This is a genomic window from Mesorhizobium sp. CNPSo 4688 (assembly GCF_057784295.1).
In genome coordinates, this window is sequence record NZ_JBWLUY010000024.1 from 36111 (window position 1) to 53113 (window position 17003).

Below are 17003 nucleotides of genomic sequence, written 5' to 3' on the forward strand. Positions count from 1 at the left end.
TTGGTGCAGATACCCAGCTGACTATGTGACGGCTTAGCGCCCTGCCCGAACGGCCTCACGCGAGCTCCGCGAAGGCGCGCCGCCGTGGCCGAGATGATGGTATCCACGGCCTCGACGTCGAGCGAGGCTGAGGCCGGCACCGGGTTGAACGACATTGGACACGACGAGGCCGACCATAAGGGCGAGCGTCCAGCAGGCGAGTAAATAGATCATCGCCTTGCCGGCAACCCGGCCTCCGTTCTGGAGATCGTTACCGGCGATCCCCGTCGCAACGGTTGGAGCGAGGTGGTTCCGACCTTCGCTGGCTTCCATCGCGGCGCTTCGGTCGAGTGGCGCTCGAAACCTACGAGGCACTGGTTTCGGCCTGGGAAAAGCTGTTCCGGGAATCCTTCGAGCTCAGCGAATAACCGGCTCGCCGTGGAAGCGTCGGCGCGAGGGCGGTGAAACGCCGAAGCCGACTTCCATCATCAGCCGCGGCGTGTGTGTCGGCACGGTACCCATGTGGAAGCCGAATGGATCCTCGACGAAGCCAAGCCCCGCCTCTCCAGTAAGCGTCACGGGGCTTTGCTCGCCATAGACGTCCAAAATCTCTTTCGCGGGGTGACCGACGAGAAGCGTCAGCTGGTGCTTGAGCGCGCGCCGCCTGTGGCTGCCGCGGACATAGACATGCGGACCGGTACCTTTGTCGACCGGCAGTAGATAGAAGAAGAACTTCAACATGCGCCAGTCATCGAGGTCGAAGTGATATTTGTTGAGCGATGCCAGGTTTTTGTCGGCGTCGGAGGCCTGGCCGGTGGGGAAGCTCCACCAGACGCGCGTGGTAATCAGTTTTGCCTGGCCGCCGAGATAGTGCGCAGCGATATCCATCAGCAGCGGATCGTTTTGGACGGCGAGTGCCGCCTTGCAGTCGAGGATGCGCTCGAAATAATGGCCGCTCAGCAGGGGACGGCCGAACCGAGCCTCAGCCTCCGCATGCTCCGTCGGTAGGAATTCGAGACGCCGATCGAAATTGCCAAAGCAAGGTGTGCACCGCACGAAAGCTGCGATCGACTCATGGATAGATTTCGGCAAAACGAGTCCGGAAAAAAATCCGTCGGACTGCAGCGCATCGACAACGTCCTGGCGATCGACGTGGATGAACATCGTATCCTGTGCCTTCTGCGACGATCGAACAGGCTTTGCACCACGCCAGTGCATTCGCCGTGCCGGCATGGTGCGGGCGAGCACGAACATGGGCAACCACGCTGGATTTTCGCGAAGATCCGACAGGTAGGTCGGAATGCGTACAGCTATTCGGCGTAGCACGCTGCCGTTTCGCGCGATCGATTCGAGGCTTGCAGCGCCGGCTTTGTGGGTACTCGTAACGGTCATTAGGATCCTCAGGTATGAATGCACTATCAACGAAGCATTGGTCTCGTTGCTTCGTTCCGTATTACCCAAACCCGATTCCCGCAGCGGAAGAACTAACCGCGCTTCAAAGCTTGTGCAACGCACAATTACCTCGCTGGCAAATGCGGACGGGTCCCTGCGCCAGTCGAAATAAGGTTGCGAAGCTGTCGTCATAATTAAATTAGGAACTGCTTAATAACTACATCAGGAACTGCTTATAGCCGCCGCCCATCAGGTGGCGACCACGTTGGATGGCACGACGAACCCGGTCGCGAAGATGACCGCCCGGATGAGCCCAATCTTGTTCGACACGCGCTGACCCGAACAGGGCAATTGCGATCTCCTGATGGGAGGCTCCCGCGAGCGAGCCATCTAACGCCTGCAGCACGACACTCAAACGCCTTCCGCGGGGTTCCGGCGGAAAGTAAGCGGCTGCCAGGCGGCCGCTTGCATCGATATCATTAAGGAACTGAAGGGCGGCGACATGGAACTTCAAGTGGCGCGGCGAAACGATTGCATCCAACGGGTGCGTCTGCAGAGCCCGGCAGTCCTGCCTCAGCAATACTGCTGCACACCGGCTGGGGTCAGCAGGATGTCCTTGCGGCATGACAGCGAAGCAAGATCAAGCGGTTGAAAATCATGGTTGAGCCCAGCCGTCTCCGCCCTGGCGCGCAGGATGCGGGCGCAGTCGCGCGAGTCCCAAAAGACCCTTGCCGAGGCGGCGTCCAATTGTGGGTCGTCCGCGAAAAAGGAGGCTCCAATGGCTGAGGAAAGATGATCCACTCGTCAACTCGACTATCCTGGTATCGGCGGGGGTTCCCTCAATCGTGCCCGGCGGTGCGATTTGGGCGTGCTCGCGCTGGAATAGCGGATTGCGCCGAAGAAATTCCAAGGCCCAGGCAGCCCGGGGCAGTCGACTGGCATAGTGATAGCTTGGTGGCGACGCCAGTCCGGCCAGCATGCACGACCGACCGTCGCTTCCCCGAGCAGACGAGCATTGTTCACGGCCCAGATGGTCGCTATGCCGACTGGCCTAAGACCGGTTGCCACAGGACCGGCCCGCTCAGACGTCCCCTGAGGCGACGGGCTTCGGTTGTGCGATGCGCGACAATGGCCACGTCGCGCGGCGCAGGATCCGCTCCATGCGCGTGTCGGTCACCGTTACTATCTGGGCGAGATGCTTGGCCAAGCCGAACTCGAGCATGCCGGCAAAGAGCTCGTAGGTTGCTTGGGCCAGCCCGCCGGCCGAGTTGGGCGCTGACGCGGGAAGATCGAGCGCAAAACGACTGCTTTCCCATATGTCGGGCGTCGAGGGCACGGCGTCAGCACCCAGCAGCGCTGGGAACGTATCGCGCAACATTGTGGGTCCTGTGCTGGGCAAAAAGACGCACGCAACCGCGAATTCGCCAATCGGATCCCTTGAGAAGCAGATAGACAGGCCTGTAGGCATCAAACGCGTCGATTTCCATTTGGTCTTTGGTCTCAACGTCCCAATCGAGCCTTTCCTTGAACACCCGATACCTCAGTCCGTGCATCTCGTTGAGCTCGCTGGCGAACTCGCCGTAAAGTTCTGGCGTTATCAGCTGCATCATGGTCGCGTCCGTGCGGGATGTACCGCGTCATCGAAGGCAAAGCTGACCGCGAAGCAGCGTGTAGACGTTTACAGCTATCGTGGCCGAGGAATTAGAATCTCGCCTGGCCGGAGGCGGCCAGCCGTACAACGGCCTGGTTGGTCGTTCGAACGCCAAGCTTTGCTTTGGCGTTTTCGAGATGGAAGGTCGCGGTGCGCCTTGAAACGCCGAGGAGCTGGCTGATATCCCAAGCCGACTTGCCGCGCGCCGCCCATTTCCGGCACTCGAACTCCCGTGGGGTGAGCGTCACACCATCCACCACGCGATCGTCGGCGAGCCTAGCTCGGGCATGGATGTGAAAGTTGATGGCCATCAGCTGCAAGGCTTTTTCGTAGCGTGCCAGAGACCGCAAAAGAGTCGGACAAGACTCGTCCGAAGCAAGGGTCAGGGCAGCAAACCGGCCGCGATGATCATGCATGGATATCGTCAGCCCGCCGCGAATGCCAATCTCAGCCGCACTTTCCAGAATTCTTTGCTGCGAAATCGGCAAACACTGCCGACCCCGCTCCACACCCCAATGAAAGGTATCCCAGCCCTGCAGCCCACGCAGGATGACCGGATCAAGGCGGTCATATCGCTGTTGCAGATAATGTGATGCCCAGGAGGACGGATAATTCGAGATCAGTCGAGGGGCCCCCCCCGGACATCGTCGGGTAACTGAAGTAGGCGAAGAGCGGAAAATCGAAGCCCGCAGCAGCGGCCACCATCGCCTCACGGAGATCGACAGCATCAACACTTGCTGACAGTTGCTCGACAAAGTTTTCGAATAGGCGATGCATTGCGCTTTGCATGACCTCCGTATGAATGGTGCCTAATGCCGGACAGAGGCTTGAATTACTCGATCCCGAACCGATTCAGCGCGCGCGATCTTTTCACCATCATCACTGTGATTGCGTCTTGCTTCTGAGCGAAGAAATGGTTTGCGGCGCGACAGCGCTCGGCTGGTGAGAGCAGGACATTGCGCGATGACAGTGCAAGACCGTCGGCTTCGCGGACTCTCGGACAGGCAAGGATGGTAATTGGAAATTCAGATCCCGGGCCATACCAGCGCCTATCTGCAGGAAAGAGCTAGGCGAGAACTGTCGCCATGTCATCAAGGCGCCGCACAGCCCTCTCTGACCTGGGCCCCCGCGGTGAAGCCTGGCACGGTCCTGACAATCGGCAGGCTCATGGCGCTTCTCCGCTTCTTGTGACGCCGGCTTCGGCGCCCGTGGGCGCATCGATAAAGACGTGCTCGGCAGCGGGGAAGTGCCGCTTGCGCACCTCGTCCGCGTAGGCCGCGATCGCGGCGCCGGCCTGATCGCCGATTTCTGCGTAGCGCTTGACGAATTTCGGCCTGAACGAGGAGAACAGGCCGAGCATGTCGTCACTGACCAGGATCTGGCCATCGCAGGCCGGTGAGGCTCCGATGCCGATAGTGGGGATTTCAATCTCGCCGGTGATCAGCCGCGCGAGCTGCTCTGGTATCTTTTCAAGCACAACGCAGAAAGCGCCCGCTTGCGCGACCGATATCGCGTCGCGCCTGATCCGCTCGGCGTCCTCTCCCCTGCCCTGCACGCGGTAGCCGCCGATAGCGTTGACTGCCTGCGGCGTCAGGCTGATATGGGCCATGACAGGAATGCCACGAGCCGTGAGGAAGCGAATAGTAGCAGCCATCGCCTCGCCCCCCTCCAGCTTGATAGCCGCGCAGGCGGTCTCAGCCATCAGGCGAGCCGCGTTGCGGAACGCCTGCTCGGGACTCTCCTCGTAGGAACCGAACGGCAGATCAACGACCATCAGCGCCCGCTTGAGGCCACGGCGCACTGCCTTGGCGTGCATGATCATCATGTCGAGCGTGACGCCGAGTGTGGAAGGCAGGCCGTGCAGGACCATGCCGACGCTGTCGCCGACGAGAACGATGTCGCAATGTCGATCGACCAGCTTCGCAATCGGCGTCGTATAGGCGGTGAGGCAAACGAGCGGGACACCACCCTTACGCGCCCGAATATCGGGCGGTGTAATCGCTTTTGAAATACCAGCTGTGCTCAACGCATGCCTCCTTCCCTAACGTGACCCACCTCAGGTGTCGCGTTTGGAACGTTTTTGTGCAAGTGCGCAGAGCTAAAAACTGACCGTGCAGCTGCGCGGTGTTGACGTGCAGACACGCGCGCTTAAGTTAAATCGATTCAGGCGCTCCGAGCCTGACCAACCACTTTCGCGAACATGGACGATCAGGCAAAAGGAACCACGAAAGACCGAACCACCGTCGAGGCCGACGAAGCCAAAGTGGATCTGATCGCCTTTGTTGTCGCCGTAAGCGACAATGAACCCTGTGTCCTCACCATCGGGCAGGCGAACACACTCCCTTCCGGACCATTTGCGCTTGAGCACCGATCGCTGCAAGCGGGTTTGAGGGGCTGGGTCGAGCAGCAGACCGGTCATCCGCTGGGCTATATTGAGCAGCTCTACACCTTCGCCGATCGGGACCGCGCCGGCGCCGAGCGCCGGCAGCGCGCCATCTCCATCAGCTATCTCGCACTGACCCGCAAGGAACAGGCAGCGGGTTCGGCCAAGTGCGGATGGCGAAGCTGGTATGAATATTTTCCATGGGAAGACCATCGCTACGGCACCCCGCCTGTGGTGCTGGACGTGCTGAGACCGCGCCTGATTGAATGGGCAGACAGCATCGGCGACGCAGCCGTAAGACGTGAACGACGGCGGCGGGTAGCGATTGCCTTCGGGTTAGACGGGCGGCATTGGAACGAGGAACTCACGCTTCAACGCTATGAGTTGGTTTACGAAGCAGGCCTGGTCCAAGAGGCTGGAAGCGGACCCGACGCGACGCTGCCTTCGCTTGTGCCCAGCAAGTCCATGGTGGCCGATCATCGCCGCATCGTGGCGACGGGTATTGCGCGACTACGCTCAAAGATCAAATACCGGCCGGTCGTCTTTGAGCTGATGCCGCAGTATTTCACTCTGCTGCAGCTGCAACGAACCGTCGAAGCGCTCGTCGGCAGGCTGATCAACAAGCCGAACTTTCGTCGCCTGATAGAGCAGCAGGAACTGGTCGAGGAGACCGGCGAGACTTCGGTCGACACGGGCGGGCGCCCGGCAAGACTCTATCGCTTCCGCCACGCGGTCCTCGACGAAACGGCGATGGTCGGCACAAAATTGCCGGTCGCCAAGGGTTGACACGCTTATAGTCAACGTGGATATATACCACTTATAGTCAAATAGATTATAATTGGGAGCGCCGATGATGAGCGGGGCGTTATCTTCGGCGGCGTCTCTGTATCGGCGCGTCTGGCGCGTCATCCCGCCCGGGGAATGGGCGGTTTTCAGCCCGGACATCGAGGCTATTCTGGCGCTGAAACGCGAGCGCAACGCGATCATCCTGGCGCACAATTATCAGACGCCTGAGATCTTCCATTGCGTGGCCGATATCGTCGGCGACAGCTTGGCACTGGCTCGCAAGGCTGTGACGGTCGAGGCGCAAGTCATCGTGCTGGCCGGCGTGCATTTCATGGCCGAAACGGCCAAGCTGCTTAATCCGGACAAGACGGTGCTCATCCCAGATCTAGACGCCGGCTGCTCGCTGGCTGATTCAATCACGGCACAAGACGTACGCTTGATGCGCCAGCGTTATCCCGGCGTGCCGATCGTCACCTATGTCAACACGTCGGCTCAAGTGAAAGCCGAGTCGGATATCTGCTGCACCTCGGGCAACGCCAAGGCGGTCGTCGAATCCCTTGGCGTTGACCGGGTGATTATGTTGCCAGACGAATATCTGGCCCACAATATCGCCGCCCAAACCGACGTTGAGATCATCGCCTGGAAAGGCCATTGCGAAGTGCATGAGCGCTTCACACCGGCCGATATCCGCGAGTTGCGCGAAAACCATCCCGGCGTGACGGTGCTAGCCCATCCTGAATGTCCGCCCGACGTTGTGGCTGAAGCCGATTTTTCGGGCTCGACCGCAGCCATGTCCGACTATGTCGAACGGCAAAAGCCGTCGCGCGTCGTGCTGATGACAGAGTGCTCAATGAGCGACAACGTCGCGGTAGCGCATCCAGAAGTCGACTTCATCCGGCCCTGCAATTTGTGCCCGCACATGAAGCGGATCACGCTCGCCAACATCCGCATGGCGCTTGAGCAGAACCGCCATGTCGTCACGATCGAGCCCAGCATCGCTGGGCGCGCGCGGCTCGCGGTCGAACGGATGCTGGCAATTTGAGCGCCTGTGTCCGCAGCTTCTTTGGGCGACCCATCATCATCGGCGGCGGCATCGCCGGACTGATGACCGCGCTTCAACTAGCGCCGGAGCCGGTGCTTCTTCTGTCCAGGACGCTCCTGGGAGCTGACTCGTCGAGCACCTCGGCTCAGGGGGGACTGGCTGCAAGTTTGGGCCAAGACGACGATCCGGAGCTGCACTTGGCCGATACGCTTGCCGCCGGGGGTGGTCTGTGCGCCCCAGATATGGCGAGCCGCATCCTCCAAGCCGCGCCCAGCGCAATCGAGGGGCTTGCGGGCTTGGGGGTTCCGTTCGACCGTACGCCAAAGGGATCATTGTGTCTCGGCTTGGAGGCCGCTCACAGCCGGCGTCGCATCGTTCATGCGCATGGCGACGGCAGCGGGCGTGAGATCATGCGTGCGCTGATCGCGGCCGTGCGCTCAACTCCCTCGATTGTCGTAGTTGAGGGCGTGGAAGCGCGTCGTCTGGCTGTCAGGGACAATGAGATCCAAGGCGTCTGGGCGAGCTGTTCGTTAGGACCTGTCTTCTTCGGCTCACGCCGGGTCGTGGTTGCCACCGGTGGGATCGGCGGGCTGTTTTTCGATACCACCAATCCTTCGGGAAGTTGCGGACAGGGCTTGGCGCTTGCGGCCCGCGCGGGAGCGGTCCTTGCCGACCTCGAGTTCATCCAGTTCCACCCGACCGCGCTTGATGGCCCCGAACGCCCTATGGCGCTGGTCAGCGAGGCCGTCCGCGGCGAAGGTGCTACCCTGATCGATGAGACAGGTCGACGCTTCCTCGATGGCGTGCCGGGCGCCGAACTCGCGCCACGGGATATCGTTGCACGCGCGGTCTGGAGTCATTTGGCAGATGGTCATCAGGTCTTCCTCGACGCGCGGCAACGGCCTGGGGCGAAATTTGTCCGACACTTCCCCACAATCGCATCTGCCTGTCGTGGATACGGCATCAATCCCGCGCGCGATCTCATTCCTATTCGCCCTGCCCAGCACTATCACATGGGTGGTATCGCCGTGGACGGCTCGGGTAAGACGTCGGTCAAGGGGTTGTGGGCCTGTGGCGAAGCTGCCTCGACCGGACTGCATGGCGCCAACAGGCTGGCCAGCAATTCCTTGACGGAGGCCGTTGTGTGTGCGCGCTGGGTCGCTGAAAGCGTGGCCGGAACGCCTGCTCGCAGAACAAGGCCACTGTTTGCGGGCAGTTACCCGTCACCCGATCCGGCACCCGCGCGTCCTTTCGTGTCGCGCGCACTCGGCATCGTGCGCAACGGCGAAGCCTTGGAGGCGGCCGCACGGGCGCTGTTGCCGCTCGCCGAAAACCAGGACGCGGCATCGGATTCGGCTGCTGTGGGTCTGATGATTGCTATTTCCGCCTTGCGGCGCCGAGAGAGCCGCGGCGCTCATTACCGCGAGGATTTCCCCCATCCTGCGGCTGTTGCACGACGCTCCGAGATCACCCTCGAGGCCGCCTTGGCCGCAGCGCGGGAACTTACACCCTCGCCAACGCTGGAAAGTGCCACCTGATGAGCCTGTCACCACTTCCCGCGATGATGCTCGAGCCGCTGGTACGCTCAGCCCTCCTCGAAGACCTTGGCAGAGGCGGTGACGTGACGACAGACGCGACCGTAGCGGAATATCACCACGCCACAACCGTGCTGGCTGCACGCGAGCACGGTGTTGTCGCCGGGCTCGATCTGGTGAGCCTCGCCTTCAAGTTGATCGACCAAAATATCAAGCTCGATGTGAACCGAGCCGACGGCAGCAGAGTTGCTCAAGGGGAGATAATTGCATCGGTGAGTGGTCCGACCCGGGCCATTCTTACCGCTGAACGCACGGCGCTGAATTTCTTATGCCATTTGAGCGGCATTGCCACGGCAACCGCTTCGATTGTCGCAGCGGTTCGCGAGCACCGCGCCAAGATTACCTGCACCCGCAAGACGACGCCCGGGTTGCGGATGGTCGAAAAATACGCCGTGCGTGCTGGCGGCGGTGCCAATCACCGCTTCGGCCTCGACGACGCCGTCCTGATCAAGGACAACCACATCGCGGTTGCCGGCGGCATCCGCCGCGCCATCAAGTGCGCGAGAAAGAGCATAGGCCATCTCGTCAAGATCGAAGTCGAGGTCGACACGCTGGCCCAGTTGGAAGAAGCCCTCTCGCTCGCCCCAGACGCCGTCCTGCTCGACAACATGCCGATCGATGAGCTTCGCCAGGCTGTGACCATGGTTGCCGGCCGGGCGATCACGGAGGCGTCGGGCCGGATCACCGCTTCGACCGCGCCCGTCATCGCGGCCACTGGCGTCGACCTGATGTCCATCGGTTGGCTGACCCATAGCGCGCCGATTCTCGACATCGGACTGGACTATTACTCGCCGTGATCGCCACCAACCGGTCGGGCATCGATAGTAAATCGAAGCGGTATCAATCGGACGAAGAAGCTTCGGCAAGTGAAGAGCCAGGAAACAGGACGGATATGCACGACACTAATCCGACTTACACGACGCCGCGGACGCAATGCGCTGATGGCGGGATGTGGACCCTGGAGAAGGCTCGGGGACTTCACGACGCACCTTTCAACAATCTGCTCTTCCTCGCGCAGACCGTTCACCGCCAGAATTTCGATCCGAACAAAGTTCAGCTCAGCCGGCTTCTTAGCATCAAGACAGGCGGTTGCCCGGAAGATTGCGGCTATTGCAGCCAATCGGCGCATCACGAAACCGGCCTGAAAGCCTCGAAGCTGATGGAACTGGAGCGCGTCATCGCAGAGGCGACCAAGGCGCTTGACGCCGGCGCCACCCGCTATTGCATGGGTGCGGCCTGGCGCAATCCGAAGCCGCGCGACATGGATGCGGTGGTGGCCATGGTCGAAGGCGTCAAGGCGCTCGGCATGGAAACGTGCATGACGCTTGGCATGCTCGATCGTGAGCAGGCCATTAGACTGAAGCAGGCAGGGCTGGACTACTATAACCACAACATAGATACCTCGGAACGCTACTACGGCGAGGTGATCAGCACACGAAGCTTTGCCGATCGGCTTGAGACACTTGAGAACGTGCGCCAATCCGGCATCAAGGTCTGCTGTGGCGGCATCGTCGGCATGGGTGAGGAGCCGATGGACCGCATCGACATGCTCGTCACTCTTGCCAACCTGCCGGAGCATCCCGAAAGCGTTCCGATCAACATGCTTATCCCGATCGACGGCACCCCGCTTGCCCACGCCAGGCCGATCGAACCTATCGAATTCGTGCGCGTCATCGCGCTGGCCCGCATCATGATGCCGAAATCGCATGTCCGCCTTTCCGCCGGCCGCACTGCCATGACTGACGAGATGCAGGCGCTGTGCTTTTTTGCCGGTGCCAACTCGATCTTCGTCGGCGACACGCTGCTCACCGCCGACAATCCAGGCGAGGACAAAGATACGCTGCTGTTGCGGCGTCTCGGCATCGAGCCGATGGAATTTGAGGCGCAATGAACGGGGCACCGCTGGCCCGCTACGAGGCAACCCTGCAGGGGCTGGCGCGCAGGGGCCGGCTGCGGCAGCTTGCGCCGCGCGCCGGTCTCGACTTCTCGTCGAACGACTATCTGGGGCTTGCGGGCAGCAAGAGGCTCGGCGACGCGGTCGCGGCCGCCATTGCCCGCGGCACACCGGTGGGCGCCACAGGATCGCGGCTGCTGCGCGGCAACGCGCCCGAGCATGAGGAACTAGAGGCAGAGGCGGCAACGTTCTTCGGGGCCGAACGCGCGCTGTTCTTCGGCGGTGGCTACATCGCCAACTTTGCACTGCTAACCGCGCTGCCGCAGAAGGGCGACCTTTTGGTCCTCGATGAGCTTGCCCATGCCAGCATGCATGAGGGGGCGCAGGCCGGACGCGCCGAGTTCCAGCTGGCAGCGCATAACGATGTCGATGCCTTCGATGCTGCTATCACCCGCTGGCGCGCAGACGGCGGCGTCGGGCGCGCCTGGATCGCGGTCGAGAGCCTCTACAGCATGGATGGCGACTATGCGCCCCTAGAAAGTCTGGTCGCGCTGGCAGATCGGCGCGAGGCTTTCATCCTCGTCGACGAAGCCCATGCCACCGGCGTCTGGGGACCGGACGGTCGGGGGCTGGCCGCGGCATTCGAGGGCCGTGACAACATCGTCGCGCTCCACACATGCGGCAAGGCCCTCGGCGCGTCCGGTGCGCTGGTCACAGCGCCGCGAACGCTGTGCGACTACATCATCAATCGGTGCCGGCCATTCATCTACGCCACCGCGCCATCGCCGCTGATGGCAGTCGCGGTCCGCGAAGCGCTCGCCATGCTGTCGGACGAGCCTGTGCGCCGTATTCAGTTGCAGGAACGCGTTGCCTTCGCGGGCCGCCAACTGGCCGACCGCTGCGGCGTGAAGCCCAGCGGGTCGCAGATCCAGCCCTTTGTCATTGGGGATAACAGGCGCACCATGGCGGTGGCGGCGGCACTGCAGGCGCGCGGCTTCGACATACGCGGCATTCGTCCGCCGACTGTGGCAGAGGGCACATCGCGGCTGCGCATTTCGCTGACGCTCAACGTCAATAAGCCGGACATTTGCGCCATGGTCGAGGCGCTCGCCGAGGTGTTGGCCCAAACACGGCCGGGGGCGATATGACCCAACGCATCGTCATCGCCGGAACGGACACCGGAATTGGCAAGACCGTGTTTGCGGCCGGGCTCGCCGGCCAGCTCGACGGCTTCTATTGGAAACCGGTGCAATCGGGGCTCGACGACGAGACTGACAGTGAGGTCGTTGTACGGCTTGCCGGCCTGCCGTCGGAGCGCGTGCTGCCGGAAGCCTACAGGTTACGAAGCCCGCTGTCGCCGCATCGTTCGGCCGAGATCGACGGTGTCGCGATCAAGGCTGCCGATCTTACCTTTCCGGTCCTGCCGACGCCGCTGGTTATCGAGGGCGCGGGTGGGCTTATGGTGCCACTCAACCGGCGCACAAGCTTCATTGACATCTTCGCTGAGTGGAAGCTGCCGGTCATTTTGTGTGCCCGCACCACACTCGGCACGATCAATCACACCCTGCTGTCGATCGAGGCGCTGCGGGTCCGCTCAATCCCGCTCCTCGGCGTCGCCTTCATCGGCGATGAAATGGCCGATACGCAAAGAACAATCGTGGAGCTGGGCGGCGTGCGGCAGCTTGGCAGGCTGCCACACCTTGATCCCCTGACGAGTGAGACGCTGAGGGATGCGATGGTTGCCGGCTTCGACCTTGCCTCGATGACCGGAGGCGAATGAATGTCGCAGTCCCGTGTGTGGCATCCTTTCACCCAGCATGCGCTCGAGCCGGCGATCCCTGAAATCGTCTTGACCGAAGGCGCCTACCTCCACAAGGCCGACGGCACGCGCATCCTGGATGCCATTTCCTCTTGGTGGGTCGTCACGCATGGCCACCGCCATCCCCGCATCATGAAGGCGATCGAGACGACTGCGGCGAGCCTCGACCAGATCATCTTCGCCGGCTTCACCCACGAGCCGGCGGAGCGCCTGGCCAAGGCCCTTGTCGGCCTCGCTCCCTCCGGTCTCGACTGGGTGTTCTATTCCGACAGCGGCTCGACCTCAGTCGAAGTCGCACTGAAGATGGCGCTTGGCTATTTCGGCAACATCGGGGCACCGCGCTCGCGCATCGTCGTCATGGAACACAGCTATCATGGCGACACCATCGGCACGATGAGCGTTGGCGCCCGCGGCGTGTTCAACGCCGCCTACGAGCCTTTGCTGTTCGAGGTTGACACCATTCCCTTCCCGGCCGCGGGACGCGAACAAGAGACGCTGGATCGGTTCGAGGCCGTTGCCCGCGACCGGCGGGCCGCCGCGCTGATCGTCGAGCCGCTGGTGCTTGGCGCCGGCGGTATGCTGATGTATCCCGCCTGGGTTCTGACCGAACTGAAGAAGATTGCCGAAGCCTCCGGCACGCTGTTGATCGCCGACGAAGTGATGACCGGCTGGGGTCGCACCGGAACCATGTTCGCCTGCGAGCAGGCCGCGATCTCTCCGGATATCCTGTGCACCTCGAAGGGCTTGACCGGCGGTGCCATCCCGCTAGCCGCCACGCTCGCCACCGATGCCATCTTCCAGGCCCATTATTCCGAAGACCGTAAGAAAACCTTCTTTCATTCGAGCTCCTACACCGCCAATCCGATTGCCTGCGCGGCCGCACTCGCCAATGTCGAGATCTGGCGCGACGAGCCGGTAGCCGAGCGGGTCGCGGCCCTGAGTGCAAAGCAGGCCGCCGGGCTTCAACGCTTTCGCGACAATGCCAACTTCACCGACAGCCGGGCGACCGGGACGATCACGGCTCTCGATCTGCGCACCGACTCCGCCGGCTATCTGGCCGAGATCGGGCCAAAACTGCGCGCTTTTTTCCTCGATCGCGGCCTGCTCGTGCGTCCGCTTGGCAATGTCCTCTATCTTCTGCCGCCCTATTGCATCACCAGCGAGGAACTGGACGGTCTCTATGACGCCATCGAGGAGGCCAGCGAACGCTTCGGTTCGGGGCCATGAGCCGATCGTCGCGCATTCTCGGGTTCGGCCATCATGCGCCGGCGCGCAAGGTCGAGAATCAGGAGATCGAAGATCGTCTCGGGCTCGAGCCAGGCTGGATCGAGCGGCGCACCGGAATTCGTTCGCGCTTCTGGGCGACAGATGAAGACACGCTGTCCGGCCTTGCCACGCAGGCTGGCGAGATGGCGCTGGCGAACGCCGGGATCGACCGTAGCGACATTGGTCTGCTGTTGCTCGCCACTTCGACGCCCGACCATCTCCTGCCGCCAAGCGCGCCCCTGGTCGCGCACAAGCTCGGCCTTGGCCGCGCAGGCGCGGTCGATCTGACCGGCGCCTGCGCCGGCTTCATCTATGCGCTGATGTTCGCGGACGGCTTCACCCGCCTACACGGCAAGGCGAGCCTTGTCATTGCCGCCAACATCCTCAGCCGTCGCATCAATCCGGCCGAGCGCGCAAGCTCGGTTCTTTTCGCCGATGCCGCCGGCGCCGTGGTGATTGGTCCGTGCGGGGATGCCGATCGGGGGATTCTCGGCGCTTCCGTGGATTCGGATGGCTCGCGCTACGGGCTGATCCAGATCCCGGCGGGTGGAAGCAATATCCCGTTCCGTGGCGGCCTGGATCTCGGGCAAACCCTCATGACGATGACCGACGGCCGCGAAGTGTTCGCTAAGGCGGTCGAGATGATGACTGATTGCTCGATCAGCGCGCTTGCCGCTGCCGGAGCCCAACCAGAAGATGTCGGCAGGTTCGTGCCACATCAGGCCAATGTTCGTATTTTCGATGCGGTCGGGCGAAACCTTGGCATTGCTGATCATGCGACGGTCAAGACGATCGCCGAGTACGGCAACTCTTCCGCCGCGACGATTCCCCTTTCTCTGTCGCTCGCCCATCAAACGGAGCCGTTTCGGCCGGGCGAGAAAATCCTGCTGGCGGCAGCGGGTGCGGGTCTCAGCGGCGGCGCACTCGTCGTTGGAATTTAGCCAGGCACGAGTTGCTGACGGGTCATTCACGATGGATAGGACAACGGATCAATGCGAAAACTAGTCGCCGGCAAGCTACACGGCATCCACGTCACCGAAGCAAACCTCAACTACCACGGTTCGATAACGCTCGACCCTGACCACTGCGAAGAAGCCGGGATCCTGCCCATGGAATTCGTGGAGATATGGAACAAGAATTCCGGCGCGCGGATCTCGACCTATGTCATTCTGGGCGAGCGCGGCTCACGTTGCTGTATCCTCAACGGTGCGGCTGCCCGCACCTGCCAGCCGGACGACCAGATCATTGTCTGCAACTCCATCTACCTGGACGAAGCGCACATTACGTCGCTGAAGCCGCGGATCGTTACGTTCGACCAGGACAACAACATACTCGACCGCCTAAGCTACTCCGTCGATCTCGATGCCGATGGCCGTTACAGTTTCTCGATCCTTGACGAGGCGGGTGAGGCTTTGGCCATCCCTGCCCTGGTCTCTGGAGAGTGACTTGGCCTCCACATGTGTGCAGGCCTCTCCCCCGTTGCAACTTACTCGGCGCTAACGAGAGTATCTAAACCTGCCCGAGCCGCTGACCCTCCGGTTTCGAAAGAACGAGTCCGGTGGCCTTTCGATACGGCGGGCTTTCGCGAGATCGCAAATATGGGCAGCCGAAAGGCCGCAAGCAGCATTGAAATGGCCCTTCGCGCCGGGGCCAGCGATTCACCAGCTATCCGACGTCTCCCCAAATTCGGCGAAGATATCAGATTTCGTCAATCGGTGGCTTGCTGGGAAGGCCGAGCCTGGCTCGTTGGCCATCGGCGAAATTCTCAGCGGGACACTGTGTGCTGAACCGATGAACCGTCAGTTCTCCGCCCTCAACAATATGAACGGCCCATCCCCCACTGCAGCGTTTGACGCGCACGTCGTTAGGTTCGCCAGCCACCATCGCTGCCCTCATTTTCGTCGCCCTGGACCAAGACTGGAAATCGTCCCCAGCACCTTGAAAAACATGGGACCTTACGTAACGTCAAGCGCGGATTTTCTGACAGCTCGCGCGATATGGATTCGTCGGCGACACGTGCTCAGGGCCGGACCCTCCGAGCCCGCCGCACCTTACATTCGGATCGATTTAGATGGCCCGATTTTGCGCGTTAATGCTGCCTTAATTATCCACAGCTAATGTCAGCGGGAACGCGTATTCAGTTCGAGTACCACTGCAAAAAGCCCGCCACTCTCCCGTCTAGAGTGGCGGGCTTTTTCCGCTGAGAGACGCTGGCGCTGTCGGTGCGGATGCTGCCCCAGCACGATCGCGGTTTACAGGATCCATAAGTCGTCAAGCCGCGCGGCCCGTCACGACAGCCCTTTTGCTGCCGCGGATCAGCCTGTTCTGTTTTCAAGGGGCGACGCGCAGAGTAAGCCAAAACAGCGATGTCATACGCCCTTCGAGAGAGCCCTTTTGCGAACAGTACCGCATGACAACCTGATCCGGGAAAGACGCCGCGACGCTCTGATGGTGGAAATTCTGGCGAAGCCCAAGGTCCTATTTGCAAAGCACACGGTGTTGCTTGCCGGGCTGGCTGACATTCTTGCAGACCAGCGGCTTATGCGGCTCAGAAGAAGAGGGCGTAACACTGGCAACCGTGATGCGCGCCTGTTTGATGTCTTGTGACCTGCTGCACGGCGCAGTTCGAGCCTTTCTGGCTCCTATGGCACAACCGGAAACACGCTGGTTTCGATCGGTTGCTGCTGCAGACGTGGGGGGCTTTGTCAAAGAGTAGTTGGCATCAAGTGGTCCCGGAATAATCACCGTGCGGTCATCGCTGCGCGCGCAGCCACTGCGCAACGGCAAAGCCAGCCCAGCAAAAAAGGGCGGTGTCCGTTTAAACATAGTACAACCCTTGGCGGGCATACCCCGGCTTGAAAGCCGCCGAAACCGGCGCAATGGGCGCGAAGAAAGGGCGGCATTTTTGCCGCCCCTCCGTGATCGTCGAGTTGCGTGGACCTTAGAAGTCCATGCCGCCCATGCCGCCCATGCCACCGCCGCCCATGCCACCGCCGCCCATGCCGCCAGGCATGCCGCCGCCAGCCGACTCCTTCTTCGGAGCCTCCGCGATCATGGCTTCGGTGGTGACGAGCAGGCCGGCGACCGAGGCCGCGTCCTGGAGAGCGGTGCGCACGACCTTGACCGGGTCGACGATGCCCATGGCGATCATGTCGCCATACTCGCCGGTCTGGGCGTTGTAACCGAAGGTCGCGCC

General features: G+C 61.8%; 16 protein-coding genes and 4 pseudogenes. 11 read left to right on the forward strand and 9 right to left on the reverse strand.

Annotated features, from left to right (window positions below; translation table 11 throughout):
- Nucleotides 1-123 precede the first annotated feature (123 nt).
- From AC04SH_RS30395 to panB, 8 genes and pseudogenes are all read right to left on the reverse strand, one after another.
- Nucleotides 124-276, reverse strand: a pseudogene (locus AC04SH_RS30395) (cation:dicarboxylate symporter family transporter); the annotation flags it as partial.
- 120 nt (nt 277-396) lie between these two features.
- Nucleotides 397-1371 (reverse strand): hypothetical protein, encoded by a 975-nt coding sequence (locus AC04SH_RS30400; RefSeq protein ID WP_488481562.1) that lies wholly within the window; start codon nt 1369-1371, stop codon nt 397-399.
- Nucleotides 1372-1588: 217 nt separating this feature from the next.
- Entirely contained in the window at nt 1589-1912 is a 324-nt protein-coding gene (locus tag AC04SH_RS30405; protein ID WP_488481547.1) for a DUF2285 domain-containing protein, read from the reverse strand.
- A 114-nt stretch (nt 1913-2026) separates the two neighbouring features.
- On the reverse strand, nt 2027-2350 hold the full coding sequence (locus tag AC04SH_RS30410) for a transcriptional regulator domain-containing protein (protein ID WP_488481548.1): 324 nt from the start codon (nt 2348-2350) through the stop codon (nt 2027-2029).
- A 58-nt stretch (nt 2351-2408) separates the two neighbouring features.
- Nucleotides 2409-2981: pseudogene (locus tag AC04SH_RS30415) on the reverse strand (acyl-homoserine-lactone synthase).
- A 91-nt stretch (nt 2982-3072) separates the two neighbouring features.
- A pseudogene (locus AC04SH_RS30420) lies at nt 3073-3799 on the reverse strand (LuxR family transcriptional regulator).
- 145 nt (nt 3800-3944) lie between these two features.
- A pseudogene (locus AC04SH_RS30425) lies at nt 3945-4037 on the reverse strand (pantoate--beta-alanine ligase); the annotation flags it as partial.
- A 150-nt stretch (nt 4038-4187) separates the two neighbouring features.
- A complete protein-coding gene (gene panB, locus AC04SH_RS30430; protein ID WP_488481549.1) occupies nt 4188-5048 on the reverse strand; it encodes a 3-methyl-2-oxobutanoate hydroxymethyltransferase in 861 nt (286 codons plus the stop codon).
- A 174-nt stretch (nt 5049-5222) separates the two neighbouring features.
- Between panB and AC04SH_RS30435 the strand changes: the two genes are divergently transcribed.
- The 11 genes from AC04SH_RS30435 to AC04SH_RS30485 all read left to right on the forward strand — a co-directional run bounded on the left by AC04SH_RS30435 (nt 5223) and on the right by AC04SH_RS30485 (nt 16414).
- A complete protein-coding gene (locus tag AC04SH_RS30435) occupies nt 5223-6191 on the forward strand; it encodes an NUDIX hydrolase (protein ID WP_488481550.1) in 969 nt (322 codons plus the stop codon).
- Between the two features lie 67 nt (nt 6192-6258).
- Nucleotides 6259-7233: a quinolinate synthase NadA gene (gene nadA / locus AC04SH_RS30440; protein ID WP_488481563.1), complete on the forward strand. Its 975-nt coding sequence runs from the start codon at nt 6259-6261 to the stop codon at nt 7231-7233.
- A complete protein-coding gene (locus AC04SH_RS30445; protein ID WP_488481551.1) occupies nt 7230-8771 on the forward strand; it encodes an L-aspartate oxidase in 1542 nt (513 codons plus the stop codon). The genes nadA and AC04SH_RS30445 overlap by 4 nt, the downstream gene beginning before the upstream one ends.
- Nucleotides 8771-9625, forward strand: coding sequence for a carboxylating nicotinate-nucleotide diphosphorylase (gene nadC, locus AC04SH_RS30450; protein ID WP_488481552.1), 855 nt, complete (start codon nt 8771-8773; stop codon nt 9623-9625). The genes AC04SH_RS30445 and nadC overlap by 1 nt, the downstream gene beginning before the upstream one ends.
- 152 nt (nt 9626-9777) lie before the next feature.
- A complete protein-coding gene (gene bioB / locus AC04SH_RS30455) occupies nt 9778-10719 on the forward strand; it encodes a biotin synthase BioB (protein WP_488481564.1) in 942 nt (313 codons plus the stop codon).
- Nucleotides 10716-11870 carry an 8-amino-7-oxononanoate synthase gene (locus tag AC04SH_RS30460; protein ID WP_488481553.1) on the forward strand — a complete coding sequence of 385 codons (1155 nt, stop codon included), beginning with the start codon at nt 10716-10718 and terminating at the stop codon, nt 11868-11870. The genes bioB and AC04SH_RS30460 overlap by 4 nt, the downstream gene beginning before the upstream one ends.
- On the forward strand, nt 11867-12502 hold the full coding sequence (gene bioD / locus AC04SH_RS30465; RefSeq protein ID WP_488481554.1) for a dethiobiotin synthase: 636 nt from the start codon (nt 11867-11869) through the stop codon (nt 12500-12502). The genes AC04SH_RS30460 and bioD overlap by 4 nt, the downstream gene beginning before the upstream one ends.
- Complete coding sequence (locus AC04SH_RS30470) at nt 12503-13768, forward strand: adenosylmethionine--8-amino-7-oxononanoate transaminase (protein WP_488481555.1); 1266 nt, start codon at nt 12503-12505, stop codon at nt 13766-13768. It abuts the gene before it with no gap.
- Nucleotides 13765-14748, forward strand: a complete 984-nt coding sequence (locus tag AC04SH_RS30475) for a beta-ketoacyl-ACP synthase III (RefSeq protein WP_488481556.1) — start codon at nt 13765-13767, stop codon at nt 14746-14748. The genes AC04SH_RS30470 and AC04SH_RS30475 overlap by 4 nt, the downstream gene beginning before the upstream one ends.
- Before the next feature lie 51 nt (nt 14749-14799).
- Nucleotides 14800-15252, forward strand: a complete 453-nt coding sequence (panD, locus tag AC04SH_RS30480; RefSeq protein WP_488481557.1) for an aspartate 1-decarboxylase — start codon at nt 14800-14802, stop codon at nt 15250-15252.
- 1003 nt (nt 15253-16255) lie between these two features.
- Nucleotides 16256-16414 (forward strand): hypothetical protein, encoded by a 159-nt coding sequence (locus tag AC04SH_RS30485; protein WP_488481558.1) that lies wholly within the window; start codon nt 16256-16258, stop codon nt 16412-16414.
- Between the two features lie 334 nt (nt 16415-16748).
- Here AC04SH_RS30485 and AC04SH_RS30490 read toward each other — a convergent pair.
- Nucleotides 16749-17003 (reverse strand): TCP-1/cpn60 chaperonin family protein (locus AC04SH_RS30490; RefSeq protein ID WP_488481559.1); only part of this gene is annotated, 255 nt, incomplete at its 5' end.

What these genes read in the sequence shown, in the direction of transcription:
- bioD (WP_488481554.1), top strand. Translation starts at nt 11,867, where the DNA reads ATGACCCAACGCATCGTCATCGCCGGAACGGACACCGGAATTGGCAAG.
- nadC (WP_488481552.1), top strand. Translation starts at nt 8,771, where the DNA reads ATGAGCCTGTCACCACTTCCCGCGATGATGCTCGAGCCGCTGGTACGC.
- AC04SH_RS30400 (WP_488481562.1), bottom strand. Translation starts at nt 1,371, where the DNA reads ATGACCGTTACGAGTACCCACAAAGCCGGCGCTGCAAGCCTCGAATCG.
- nadA (WP_488481563.1), top strand. Translation starts at nt 6,259, where the DNA reads ATGAGCGGGGCGTTATCTTCGGCGGCGTCTCTGTATCGGCGCGTCTGG.
- AC04SH_RS30435 (WP_488481550.1), top strand. Translation starts at nt 5,223, where the DNA reads ATGGACGATCAGGCAAAAGGAACCACGAAAGACCGAACCACCGTCGAG.
- AC04SH_RS30470 (WP_488481555.1), top strand. Translation starts at nt 12,503, where the DNA reads ATGTCGCAGTCCCGTGTGTGGCATCCTTTCACCCAGCATGCGCTCGAG.
- AC04SH_RS30460 (WP_488481553.1), top strand. Translation starts at nt 10,716, where the DNA reads ATGAACGGGGCACCGCTGGCCCGCTACGAGGCAACCCTGCAGGGGCTG.
- panD (WP_488481557.1), top strand. Translation starts at nt 14,800, where the DNA reads ATGCGAAAACTAGTCGCCGGCAAGCTACACGGCATCCACGTCACCGAA.
- AC04SH_RS30475 (WP_488481556.1), top strand. Translation starts at nt 13,765, where the DNA reads ATGAGCCGATCGTCGCGCATTCTCGGGTTCGGCCATCATGCGCCGGCG.
- AC04SH_RS30410 (WP_488481548.1), bottom strand. Translation starts at nt 2,350, where the DNA reads ATGCTGGCCGGACTGGCGTCGCCACCAAGCTATCACTATGCCAGTCGA.
- bioB (WP_488481564.1), top strand. Translation starts at nt 9,778, where the DNA reads ATGTGGACCCTGGAGAAGGCTCGGGGACTTCACGACGCACCTTTCAAC.
- AC04SH_RS30485 (WP_488481558.1), top strand. Translation starts at nt 16,256, where the DNA reads ATGGTGGAAATTCTGGCGAAGCCCAAGGTCCTATTTGCAAAGCACACG.